This window comes from Tenacibaculum finnmarkense genomovar ulcerans, from assembly GCF_900239495.1.
Taxonomy (GTDB): domain Bacteria; phylum Bacteroidota; class Bacteroidia; order Flavobacteriales; family Flavobacteriaceae; genus Polaribacter; species Polaribacter ulcerans.
In genome coordinates this window covers 53,001-64,865 of record NZ_OENE01000010.1, presented here as the reverse complement: position 1 = coordinate 64,865, position 11,865 = coordinate 53,001, and the positions used below count along the sequence as shown (strand labels likewise).

Sequence of the window (11,865 nt, the reverse complement as noted above, 5' to 3'; positions counted from 1 at the left end):
GTATCGAGAACTTTTTTAGTATCAACAGAAAACAATTCAAATTCTCGATACTATTTTAATTTCTTTCAGTCATTAAAATCACTCGAATTGACAAGGGTTATTAAAATAACTGTCAGTTCGAGTGTTTTTTTCCTTCAAAAAAATGTATCGAGAACTTTTTTAGTATCAACAGAAAACAATTCAAATTCTCGATACTATTTTAATTTCTTTCAGTCATTAAAATCACTCGAATTGACAAGGATTCTCAAAATAACTGTCAGTTCGAGTGTTTTTTTCCTTCAAAAAAATGTATCGAGAACTTTTTTAGTATCAACAAAAAACAATTCAAATTCTCGATACTATTTTAATTCTAGACCTCACAGGTTTTAAAAACCTGTGAGGTCTATTTTTTTATACAGTACTAGCATCACGCTTTAAAATCACTCGAATTGACAAGGATTATCAAAAGATGAAACTTAAAACAGGTGCTAAAAATTAATTAAATACTTTTTGCCCAATGTTGCAATTTTTCAAATTGTTCTGCAATAAAAGAGTCATGATGTTCTTCTGCTTCTTCTTGAATATCAATAGGTAAAATATGTTCAAAATAGGTGTCTTTTAGTACACGTTTTAAAATACGTTCTCCCGGAAAAGGTTTGTTATCATTTAAAGCTTTGGTGGCTTTTAATATTTGACGAATATCGTATTGAGTTGAAGCAATATCGGGTACTTGTTTGTTTGAATTTATCAATTTATAGACCGCTGTTCTTGCTGTTCTTACGGATGATTCTACGGTAAAAACAACATCATTATTCGTTTCTACAAATTGCCCTACAAGCCCTAAATTTTTACATCCGTTAGGTACAATTTGAGGTCTATCTCCAGTAGCTCTAGGCAAAAACATCGATGTAATATATGGCATAAAAGCAGTGCGAACAATGGTGTTTTCTATCACGTTTTCAAGTTGATTTTCTAATCCTAAATGAAAACATAATTCTGATAAAATTTCATTTCCTGTACATTGAGGCATCGGTTTTTTAATATGATTTCCTTGTTTATCAATATATAAAGCGTACAGCCAAACCACTAAAATATCATCGGGCTGGGTTGGGTAATGCGGTTGGCGATTGATGGTAAAACTCATCAACCAATTAGAATCGGTAATGGTTACAATTCCTCCCGTGGCAGTTTTTCCTGAATATGGGTCGTTTACACAATATTCTTTGAATTTTTCGGTCAAATCGGAAGGGCGGCAGGTTAAAGTTGCCGATTGCCAAGCCGATTTTTCAATATTTTTGCAAAATTTTTCAGGATTTCCGAAATCAGGTGATTTTGAGGCTAAATTTTGCCATAATTTCCAACCGTCACTTTTTCCACTTTGGCTGTTATCAATAGTTTCAATCGCTGATTTTGTGTTATTTCCATACGATGTATCTTCGGTCATAGAACCTGTGGTTACAATTACGTAATCATCTTTTGTTACAGGAATAACAACTTCTTTGCCGTTTTGTTCGGTGATAATTCCTTGTACAATTTTGCCCTCGGTATTAATTCTGATGTCTAAATCTTTTACTAAAGTATCAAACTGAATGCTTACGCCTTTCGATTTTAAATGCTCTGTTAAAGGTTTTACAAAGGTATCATACTGATTGTATTTTGGAAAAACCAAGCAAGATAAATCTTTCATTCCATCAAGAGTATGTAAAAATCGGTGCATGTATAATTTACATTCTAATAAACTATGCCAGTTTTGAAAGGCAAACATGGTACGCCATAAAAACCAAAAATTACTCTGCAAAAACGACTCACTAAAATAATCTTCAATCGATAAATCGTTTAAATCTTCTTTGTTTTTCAATAATAATTTTACAATGGCTAATTGGTCTTTTTTATCTAAACCGAATTTGCTAAAATCTTGAACTTCTCCTTTATTATGAATTAATCGAGATTTTGAATAATTTGGATCGTTGTCGTTTAACAAACGATATTCGTCTAAAACGCTATAAGGAGCAGGCATTTCAACGGCTGGAATATCTTGAAAAATATCCCATAAATTTTCATAAGTCATTTCCATTTCTCGCCCTCCTCTAATAATATAACCGTCATCGGCATTTCCTGCGCCGTCAAGCGAACCGCCTTCTACTGATAATTTATCTAAAAAAACAATGTTTTCTGCTGAAAAATGTCCATCTCTAATAAAATAATAAGCCGCCGATAAGCCTGCAATTCCACTTCCTACAATATAAACTTTACTGTCTTTAAATGATTTTGAAGGAATCCCTTTATTTCGCTGATAATTTCCTGTTAAATCGGCAAAAGGCATCGGAATATCTTTTGAATGATGAACCACATCTTTACTAGCATCAGGAGCGTGATTTACATTTCCTAAAAAAGGAGAAACGTTTAATACTTTATCGAATTTTGAGCTATCTTTTTTCATTTCAGATCGTATTTAATTGACTGTTTAATTCTTTGTTTCCCAAAGTTACCACTATCCTTAAATTAACTTGTGTCCCTAAATTCAGCAAAAGTGTCCTTAAATTATAAGTTGATTTTTTGTACTGTGTTTTAGTATGGTATGAAAAAGAAGTTGTTCTCTTTAGTTTATGGCGCTATTTTTATATCGAAGTAAAATATTTTATAAAATAGCACAATGCCTAGCCCCGATTGACGCTTTGTTTGAGCTCCTTTTTTGATTTTTTTCAAAAAAGAGCGAGTGCGGAAAGCGGGAAATTGCTTCAAAAAAAAGATAGTAAAAAAATAAAAAATCGAAGGTGTAAAAGTGTTTTTAGAACAAATATGAAGGGTTTATTTTTTAGTTTTTCGATATTCCGAAGCAGAAATAGCGGTTTGTCGTTTAAAAAATCGCCCGAAAGCCGAAATCGAATTAAATTGAAGCTGATAGGCTATTTCAGAAATTGCTAAAACAGGGTTTCCTAACAATACTAAGGCTTCTTTTAGTAAGGATTCCTCAATAATTTGATGCGGTGTTTTTCCTGCTATTTTCTTGGTAATTTCAATTAAATATTTATTAGAAACACAGAGCTCACTAGCATAAAAACCAACGGATTTTTCTTGTAAAATATGCTCTTGCACTAATTTATTAAATCGTAAATAGGTATTTATTTTAACGTCTTTGTTTGCAATTATATTTGATGTAGTGTGATGAATAATTTCAGCAATTTCTAGTAAAAGATTAAAAATTAAGGTTTGAATAAGTTCTTTGGTAAAATTCCCGTTACGCTGTTCTTTTTCTTTTAAATTATTGATAATATTTAATAAAACCTGCGTGTTTTGTTCGGATGTATTTACAACAGAATAGGAGTTTTGTTGAAATAACGCCATTTTTTCGATAATAAATGGATCGGAAATATTGGTTAGTAAAAAATTCTTTTCAAAAAACACAATTTGAATTTTAAAATTAGCACTTGCATTTAAAAAATGGACAATCGTAGAAGGCGCAGAACAAAAAATACTCCCCTTGCTTATTTTATAATTAATGGCATTAATTTCTAAATCAATTTCGCCATCTGTGCAAATGCAAAAGGCGTAATAATCCATGCGAAATGGGTATTCAGGAAATTTAAAAATCGATTTTCCTGACGATATATAATAGGAGTTATGACAATCAATATTAAAAAAAGAAAGGGTGTCTTGTAGGTTTTCGTAATTTTTATGATTTTTCATTAATGCGTTTTATTTATTTTTTTCAATTTAAAAACAGCTTTTAAAAATAAACTATTTAAGAGCGATATTCTTACCTAAATTTATAAAAAACCAAGCAAATTCCAAAAATATAAATAAAAAAATGAATAATCATTCTTTTTTGTACCTTGCGCTATAAAACCTATCTTATAATGACAAAAAAAAACCGATTTTGGAATGTATTAAAAATAATACTTGCCGTATTTATGATATTTGGCGGAGTACAACATTTTATTAAACCCACTTTTTACTTAGCTTTTGTTCCTACATTTTTACCGTTTCCGATCATGATTATTTATCTGTCAGGAATTTTAGAAATCGGCTTAGGAATATTATTATTTTTGAATACTAAATATGCTAAACTTGGCGCTTTAGGAATATTTTATTTGATGCTTTTATTTTTACCCGTTCATATTTGGGATGTGTTTTCTGCAACTCCTGCTATCGGTTCACATACCGCAGCGTTAATTCGATTGCCTTTTCAATTTTTATTTATCGCTTGGGCTTGGAAAATACACAAAGAAATTTCGAGTAGTATTGCTATCGAAAACAATTAAAAAAATCGCCAAAAAGTAAAAATCATAAAAACGCTAAGTTCGAGTGATTTTTTACTTTTTATACGCCTTTACCCCTGCCTTTATTTCAATATCTAAATAATTATCTCTCGGTGTAATTGGGCAAGAATACCGATTGCTATATGCACAATACGGGTTATAAGCTTGATTAAAATCAATTAAAATTGTACCATTTTGAGTTTCATCAGTGGTTAAAACATCCATAAAACGACCGCCTTGATAGCTTGTTTTTCCATTGGTTTTATCTAAAAAAGGTAAAAACAAATTATTTTCATATTTTTTACTTGGTTTTGTATCTTTATAGATAGCTAGTTTAAAATTTTTATCAGCAATTTTAAATAAAATATTTCCATATTTTTTATAAACAACAACAGTCCCTTTTGTGGTTGGAAAATGAAAATTTGGAGCGTCGGGTGTTTTTATAAGTTTTGCGGTTACTTTATAGGTTGTATCAATTTTGAAAAAATCTAAACCTTTAAATTTTCGCAATCCGCTTTTTGTTAAAGGTGATTTTGACGCATCTTTAAATTCTGAATTCATTTCTTTTTGAAAAGTAGAATTTCCAAGAGGTTTTCTTTTTTGATTACTATCGCATGACTGAAGTATAATTATGAAAATAATTAATAAAAATTTTTGCATTTATTTTTTAATTTTTAAGCTGAAACAAGCCATTTAATGTAATTAACGCTTAAAATATTCATAAAAAAAGAATATTTTTAACGGTAGGTCAAAAATACTTTATTCTTGGCTATTTACAAGAGTCATTAAAGATTCTTAACAGGCAATTCACTGAAAACGTTAAAGTTCTATTAATAGATTTGGGAATTTCATAAATTTTTATTATATTTCACTTAAGAAAACTAGATCTTAAATTGATAAAAGAGAAAAAGTTAGCCTTTAATGAACTATATAAAGAAATTTTATAGATAAATAAAACAATTTGATTGTTTTATTATAGGTAAACAAAAAGATTAATATATATTTGTCGCCTATTTTAGTTTTTTAACCATTTTTGTTTAACAACAAAATCAACAACCAGGCTAAGATCTAAAAGATAATTTAATTAAAATAAGTAAGTATTTTATGAACTCAGAATTAATTAGTAAAGCAGACGAATTTGAACACAGAAAATTCAAGTTTATTACTACTAGTGATAGAATATTAGCTTCAAGAGAGGTGAAGTCTTTAATACTAGAAATTAACGAAGTATATAAAGAAACGAAAGATAGTGCTCTAATGGATGCTATGAAGCGATTAACTGTGGTAAAACAAAGAATTGAAAAACGATTAAAAGGAAAACCTTTAACTGCATAATTTATTACAACAATAAGTCATGTATTTGCTCGTTTACAATAACGATGGAATGATTTTTTTTAATTATTATTCTTAATAATTTATATTCTCGATAAAAGTTCTAGTTTAACTAGGGCTTTTTTTTGTTAAAAACAGTTTTAATAAAGCTCAGAAATTTAAGAGCTTTTTTAAAAATTAAATAACCTGTCGGTTCTAGTGATTTTTTTACTTCAAATTCCTTTTAGTCATTAAAATGAATCGAATTGACAAGGGAGATCCATAAAAAAAAGAATAATTACGGCAAATCAGGATGCGAAAATTAAGCTAAATTCAGGTTGATGGATTCGATTTCCTTTTTTTTCTGATATAAAACTTTTTTCAAAACAGCTAAGCCTTGATAAACGTCGTGCTAAATTTAGTTCAGCATCTTATAAACAAGAGAACTATAAAAAATCAGGATCTAAACCTGAAATAAATTTAGGGTGACACCAATGCCATTTCCTATTTTTCTATACTTTTTTTTCAGATAAAACTTAAAGCATACTAAATATTTTGAATCAAACTTCACAAATTCGATTTATTTAACCTGTCATAAAACTTTTTTCACATAAAATTTACAAGATTTTTCAAGTTTTTGAAAAATTTAAAGACAATATCAATTAAAAAAAGAAGAGTAAAAGCCAATTTTTATCTTATATTATTTGTTTTTTTAATAATCTGATTATTTTTTTTAAATCCACAAAATACCGTATAAATTTGTAAATCAATAAGTTAAAAACACTTAAAAAAAACACCTCAAAAAAAGTTCAAAAAAAGCTAAAAAAAATTTTGTCAATCCTTAAAAAGGTCATATATTTGCAGCGCTCTTAGGAGCAACAAGCCGATGTAGCTCAGCTGGCTAGAGCAGCTGATTTGTAATCAGCAGGTCGTGGGTTCGAGTCCCTCCATTGGCTCAAAATAAAAAGTGCTAACTGTAAAGTTAGCACTTTTTTTATGCAGTTATTTCCCTAAATTTGTTGTCATTATTATACCCTAAGAAAAACTATGAAAAATATATTTGTAATCGGCATCGCTGGCGGAACTGGTAGCGGAAAAACAACCGTTGTAAACCAAATAATAAATGAGCTTCCTCAAAATGAAGTTTGTATACTATCACAAGATTCTTACTACAGCCAAACAGATGGTTTAAACCACGAAGAACGCTCAAAAATAAATTTTGACCATCCAAAATCTATCGATTTTGAATTACTTACAGAACATTTAAGTGATTTGAAAAATAATAAAACCATTGAGCAACCTATTTATTCTTTTGAAAAACACAATAGAATTAATAGCACCGTAAAAACACTTCCCAAAAAAGTGATTATTATTGAAGGTATTTTAATTTTTAATAACGAAAAATTACGAGACCTTTGTGATATAAAGATATTTGTACATGCTGATGCTGATGAACGCCTAATAAGACGTGTTCGTAGAGATATTAAAGAAAGAGGAAGAGATGTTAATGAAGTTTTAAGCAGGTATCAAGACACCTTAAAACCAATGCATCAACAATTTATTGAACCTACAAAAAGCTATGCAGATATTATCATCCCAAATGATAAATACAATACTGTAGCTGTTGATATTGTTAGAACCGTAATTACTGATCGCCTATAGTTATGAATTTAAAATCAATCAAAAATACCCCTTATTATAAAGTAATAACAAATCCTTATGCTCTTATTTTAACCGTGTTTGTAATTTGGATGGGGTTTTTTGATGAAAATTCATATCTTACACATAGAGAATTTAATAAAGAGATTGAAAAGTTAAATCTTTGGATAGCTTATCATCAAAAAAAAATAAAAAAAGATAAAGAAACCATAAATAAGCTTCAAAATTCTGTACAACTAGAGCATTATGCCCGAGAAAGGTATTTAATGAAAAAAGAAAATGAAGATCTTTATATTATAGAATTTGATACGATACCTAAATAATGAGTGACGACCTATTTAACGAGTTTCAAGAAAGTAGCGCTGCACAATGGAAGCAGAAAATTCAAGTTGACCTGAATGGGGATGACTATAATAACACGCTACTCTGGAAAACCGATGAAGGAATTACCGTTAGGCCTTTTTACACAAAAGACGATCAAACAAACACCAATATAAATACGCCTGAAAAAGGATTTACCATTTGCCAATCAATTTATATTGAAGATGCTGAAAAAGCAAATAATTTTGCAATCGATTCTTTAAAAAGAGGTGCAAAAGCCATTGAATTTAAAGCAAAAACACCTTTTGATTATAAAATTCTTTTAAAAAATATCGATGTAAAAAACACCTTATTATACTTTAATTTAAAGTTTTTAACGGCTGATTTTGTCATTGAATTATCAACATTTATAAACTCTAAAAATTGTTATTTCAATATTGATCTTATTGGTAATTTAGCAAGTACAGGAAATTGGTTTAGCCATTCGAGTAACGGTATTAAAGAGCTTAAAAAAATTATAGAACATAGCTGTAATACTATTTGCATCAACGCTTCTATATATCAAAATGCGGGGGCAACGATTACCCAACAACTCGCCTACACCCTAGCCCATGCTAATGAATATTTAAATTATTTTGGCGGTAAAATAGCCAATCAAATTCATTTTAATTTTTCGGTAGGTAGTAATTATTTCTTCGAAATTGCAAAACTTAGGGCTTTCAGAATTTTATGGGAAGCACTTTTAAAAGAATATGACGTTGTTAATAATAAAGCGCATGTATTTGTAAAGCCAACTTCCCGAAATAAAACTATGTACGATTATAATGTAAATATGCTTCGAAGCACGTCGGAATGTATGAGTGCTATTTTAGGAGGAGCTGATACCGTTAGTAATATTTCTTATGATGATATTTTTCATCATTCAAATGAATTTGGAGAGCGTATTTCAAGAAATCAACTGTTAATTTTACAGCAAGAAGCCGAATTGTCAGAGGCTCAAAATTTTGCTGATGGTACGTATTATATTGAATCGATAACAAAACAACTTTCACAAAATGCTTTAGTAGTCTTTAAAACCATTGAAAAAGGCGGTGGCTTTTTAAAACAATTAAAAGAAGGCATTGTTCAACGAAAAATTAAAGATTCTTCGGATAAAGAACAAGCAAAATTTGATGCTGGCGAAATCATATTAATAGGTTCTAATAAAACAGCAAACGATAAAGATATAATGAGTCATAATTTATCGCTTTTTCCGTTTATCAAAATTAGAAATGATAAAACCCTTATCTTACCTATTATACAAAAAAGATTGGCAGAAAAGCTAGAGCAAAAAAGGTTAGGCAATGAGTAGAAAAAACATCGCTAACATACAGTTAAATTTAAACGAAAAACAAACCGTTGCACACAAAAAACATGAAGATTTTGTAGCTGGTATTGCACCAAATCTGCGAGGTCCTTACGCTACAATGTATGTTAATAAACCTTGGACGATTCGTCAGTATGCAGGATTTTCTACTGCACAAGAAAGCAATGCTTTTTACAGAAAAAACTTAGCTGCAGGTCAAAAAGGACTTTCTGTGGCTTTTGATTTAGCAACACATCGTGGTTACGATTCTGATCATCATCGTGTGCAAGGAGATGTTGGTAAAGCAGGTGTAGCTATTGATTCGGTGGAAGATATGAAAATACTATTCGACCAAATCCCGTTAGATAAAATGTCTGTTTCCATGACCATGAATGGTGCAGTTTTACCCATTTTAGCCTTTTATATTGTAGCAGCCCAAGAGCAAGGTGTAGCTCCTGAATTATTATCAGGAACTATTCAAAATGATATTTTAAAGGAATTTATGGTGCGTAATACCTACATTTATCCGCCAACTCCTTCCATGAAAATTATTGCTGATATTTTTAAATATACGGCTGAAAAAATGCCTAAATATAATTCCATTTCTATTTCTGGCTATCACATGCAAGAAGCAGGTGCTACCCCCGAAATTGAATTAGCTTATACGCTTGCCGATGGTTTAGAGTATCTTAGAAAAGGGCTTTCCGTAGGAATGGATATTGATACTTTTGCTCCTAGACTCTCTTTTTTCTGGGGAATTGGCATGAATCATTTTACAGAAATTGCAAAAATGCGTGCAGGAAGAATGTTGTGGGCTAAAATAGTACAACAATTTAATCCTAAAAATCAGAAATCATTAGCTTTACGAGCACATTGCCAAACAAGCGGATGGTCATTAACTGCCCAAGACCCTTTTAATAACATAGCACGTACCACTATTGAAGCAATGGCTGCTGTATTTGGCGGCACACAAAGTTTACACACCAATGCCTTAGATGAAGCGATGGCTTTACCTACCGATTTTTCGGCACGTATTGCTCGTAATACCCAACTATATTTACAAGAAGAAACACATATTACCAAAACAGTCGATCCTTGGGCAGGAAGTTATCATTTAGAACAATTAACCCAAGATATTAGCAATAAAGCATGGGAATTAATTCAAGAAATTGAAGCTTTCGGTGGTATGACTAAAGCCATTGAAAAAGGAATTCCTAAAATGCGTATTGAACAAGCAGCAGCTAAAAAACAAGCACGAATTGACAGTGGTCAAGATGTAATTATAGGTGTTAATAAATACCCCTTAAGTAAGGAAACCCCAATTCCTATTTTAGAGGTTGATAACCAGGCGGTACGTTTATCTCAAATAAAAAGATTAAACGACATCAAAAGTAAAAGAGATAACGATCGTGTTCAAAAATCGTTAACTAATTTAACCAATTGTGCTATATCAAATAAAGGAAACTTATTAGATTTAGCCATAAAAGCAGCAAGAAATAGGGCTACTTTAGGAGAAATTTCAACAGCTTTAGAAGGTGTTTTTAAACGTCATAAAGCAGTCCCTAAAACTATTTCAGGAGTCTATGCTGCCGAAATTAAAACCGATAAAACATTTAAAGAAGCTGCTAAATTAGTTTATAAATTCAAAAAAACACAAGGCGTAAAACCCCGAATAATGCTAACTAAATTAGGGCAAGACGGGCATGATAGAGGCGTAAAAATAGTCGCTACCGCTTTTACCGACTTAGGTTTTGACGTATTTATTGCTCCTTTATTTCAAACACCTGAAGAAGCTAGCAAACAAGCTATTGAACACAATGTTCATATTTTAGGCGTTTCATCATTAACTGCGGGGCATAAAACCTTAGTTCCACAAGTAATTAATGCTTTAAAAAAACACGATTCTGAAAATATCATGGTCGTTGTTGGTGGTGTAATTCCTACAAAAGATTATCCATTTTTATTTGACACAGGTGCTGTTGGTGTTTTTGGTCCTGGAACCAAAATTGCACAAGCAGCCATTGATATTTTAACTATTTTAATTGATCGCACAGAAGCGTAAGCGTTATGAAAATACAATTTATTGACAGAAAATCAGGAAATAAAATTACAGAAACACCTCCAGGTGAAGGTTTTTTAAAATTATTATATCATAATCCATTTGGTAAAATGGCGCTTTTACCAATTGTAAAACGTAAATTTTTATCTTCTTGGTATGGCAAACTAATGAACAAACCCAATTCGGTTACTAAAATTGAAGGTTTTGTAAACGATTTAGGTATCGACATGAATGAAGCGCAAAAACCAATAGAAGAGTATGTTTCTTTTAATGATTTTTTCTACAGAAAACTAAAACGAGGCGCACGTCCTATTGAAAACGGATTCGTTTCGCCTGGCGATGGAAAAATGTTGGCTTTTGAAAATATTGCTGATATTGATAACTTTTTTGTAAAAGGACGACAATTTACACTAAAAGAGTTTTTAGGAAATGATGCTTTAGCCGAAAAACACAAAAATTCATCGTTAATTATTTTACGATTAGCACCAAACGATTATCATCGTTATCATTTTCCGTTTAAAGGAACGCCTTCAAAAATGACTAAAATAAAAGGTAGTTATTTTTCTGTTTCGCCCTATGCCCTAGCCGCTAATTTTACCAAAGTTTTTTGTGAAAACAAGCGAGAGTACTGTATTTTATCATCCCAAGTAAAAGGCGATATTATTATAGCCCCTGTTGGCGCTACCATGGTTGGAAGTATTATAGAAACCTATACAGCTAATCTACCTGTAAAAAAAGGAGATGAAATGGGTTATTTTGCTTTTGGAGGCTCAACGATTGTTTTAATTGTTGATAAAAAAAACATCAAAATAGATGCCGATATTTTAAAAAACACTAAAAATCGTATTGAAACCTTTGTTAAAATGGGTGAAAAAATAGGCTTATAATTTACTTTTATTTTAACTTTTTCTTTGTTTAAAAATGATTAAAAT

Annotated in this window: 10 protein-coding genes and 1 tRNA gene; 8 read left to right on the top strand and 3 right to left on the bottom strand. The window is 30.6% G+C overall.

From position 1 onward, the window contains the following. Positions 1 to 478 precede the first annotated feature (478 nt). Positions 479 to 2,419, bottom strand: coding sequence for an oleate hydratase (locus tag DPIF8902391_RS03990; protein ID WP_172505098.1), 1,941 nt, complete (start codon positions 2,417 to 2,419; stop codon positions 479 to 481). 368 nt (positions 2,420 to 2,787) lie between these two features. Further along, on the bottom strand, positions 2,788 to 3,666 hold the full coding sequence (locus tag DPIF8902391_RS03985; protein WP_172505097.1) for a helix-turn-helix domain-containing protein: 879 nt from the start codon (positions 3,664 to 3,666) through the stop codon (positions 2,788 to 2,790). Between the two features lie 170 nt (positions 3,667 to 3,836). Between DPIF8902391_RS03985 and DPIF8902391_RS03980 the strand changes: the two genes are divergently transcribed. Beyond that, positions 3,837 to 4,241, top strand: coding sequence for a DoxX family protein (locus DPIF8902391_RS03980; RefSeq protein ID WP_232119254.1), 405 nt, complete (start codon positions 3,837 to 3,839; stop codon positions 4,239 to 4,241). Between the two features lie 51 nt (positions 4,242 to 4,292). Here DPIF8902391_RS03980 and DPIF8902391_RS03975 read toward each other — a convergent pair whose 3' ends face one another. Further along, on the bottom strand, positions 4,293 to 4,898 hold the full coding sequence (locus DPIF8902391_RS03975; RefSeq protein WP_172505096.1) for a DUF1684 domain-containing protein: 606 nt from the start codon (positions 4,896 to 4,898) through the stop codon (positions 4,293 to 4,295). Positions 4,899 to 5,342: 444 nt separating this feature from the next. Between DPIF8902391_RS03975 and DPIF8902391_RS03970 the strand changes: the two genes are divergently transcribed. From DPIF8902391_RS03970 to asd, 7 genes are all read left to right on the top strand, one after another. Next, positions 5,343 to 5,573, top strand: a complete 231-nt coding sequence (locus tag DPIF8902391_RS03970; RefSeq protein ID WP_058884388.1) for a hypothetical protein — start codon at positions 5,343 to 5,345, stop codon at positions 5,571 to 5,573. Between the two features lie 858 nt (positions 5,574 to 6,431). Beyond that, positions 6,432 to 6,505, top strand: a tRNA-Thr gene (locus DPIF8902391_RS03965). 58 nt (positions 6,506 to 6,563) lie between these two features. Continuing rightward, the gene (gene udk, locus DPIF8902391_RS03960) at positions 6,564 to 7,211 is read left to right on the top strand and encodes a uridine kinase (RefSeq protein ID WP_339327385.1); all 648 of its coding nucleotides are present in this window, start codon (positions 6,564 to 6,566) and stop codon (positions 7,209 to 7,211) included. Between the two features lie 2 nt (positions 7,212 to 7,213). After that, positions 7,214 to 7,531 (top strand): FtsB family cell division protein, encoded by a 318-nt coding sequence (locus DPIF8902391_RS03955; RefSeq protein ID WP_058884387.1) that lies wholly within the window; start codon positions 7,214 to 7,216, stop codon positions 7,529 to 7,531. Beyond that, positions 7,531 to 8,880 (top strand): methylmalonyl-CoA mutase subunit beta, encoded by a 1,350-nt coding sequence (locus tag DPIF8902391_RS03950; protein WP_172505095.1) that lies wholly within the window; start codon positions 7,531 to 7,533, stop codon positions 8,878 to 8,880. The genes DPIF8902391_RS03955 and DPIF8902391_RS03950 overlap by 1 nt, the downstream gene beginning before the upstream one ends. Then, positions 8,873 to 10,936, top strand: a complete 2,064-nt coding sequence (gene scpA, locus DPIF8902391_RS03945) for a methylmalonyl-CoA mutase (RefSeq protein ID WP_058884385.1) — start codon at positions 8,873 to 8,875, stop codon at positions 10,934 to 10,936. Before DPIF8902391_RS03950 ends, scpA begins: the two co-directional genes overlap by 8 nt. A gap of 5 nt (positions 10,937 to 10,941) precedes the next feature. Next, positions 10,942 to 11,820, top strand: a complete 879-nt coding sequence (asd, locus tag DPIF8902391_RS03940; protein ID WP_172505094.1) for an archaetidylserine decarboxylase — start codon at positions 10,942 to 10,944, stop codon at positions 11,818 to 11,820. The last annotated feature ends 45 nt before the right edge of the window (positions 11,821 to 11,865 follow it).

Bases quoted from the DNA above. Each gene is read 5' to 3' on its own strand.
- asd (WP_172505094.1), top strand. From the start codon at position 10,942: ATGAAAATACAATTTATTGACAGAAAATCAGGAAATAAAATTACAGAA.
- scpA (WP_058884385.1), top strand. From the start codon at position 8,873: ATGAGTAGAAAAAACATCGCTAACATACAGTTAAATTTAAACGAAAAA.
- DPIF8902391_RS03950 (WP_172505095.1), top strand. From the start codon at position 7,531: ATGAGTGACGACCTATTTAACGAGTTTCAAGAAAGTAGCGCTGCACAA.
- DPIF8902391_RS03980 (WP_232119254.1), top strand. From the start codon at position 3,837: ATGACAAAAAAAAACCGATTTTGGAATGTATTAAAAATAATACTTGCC.
- DPIF8902391_RS03955 (WP_058884387.1), top strand. From the start codon at position 7,214: ATGAATTTAAAATCAATCAAAAATACCCCTTATTATAAAGTAATAACA.
- DPIF8902391_RS03985 (WP_172505097.1), bottom strand. From the start codon at position 3,666: ATGAAAAATCATAAAAATTACGAAAACCTACAAGACACCCTTTCTTTT.
- DPIF8902391_RS03975 (WP_172505096.1), bottom strand. From the start codon at position 4,898: ATGCAAAAATTTTTATTAATTATTTTCATAATTATACTTCAGTCATGC.
- DPIF8902391_RS03970 (WP_058884388.1), top strand. From the start codon at position 5,343: ATGAACTCAGAATTAATTAGTAAAGCAGACGAATTTGAACACAGAAAA.
- DPIF8902391_RS03990 (WP_172505098.1), bottom strand. From the start codon at position 2,419: ATGAAAAAAGATAGCTCAAAATTCGATAAAGTATTAAACGTTTCTCCT.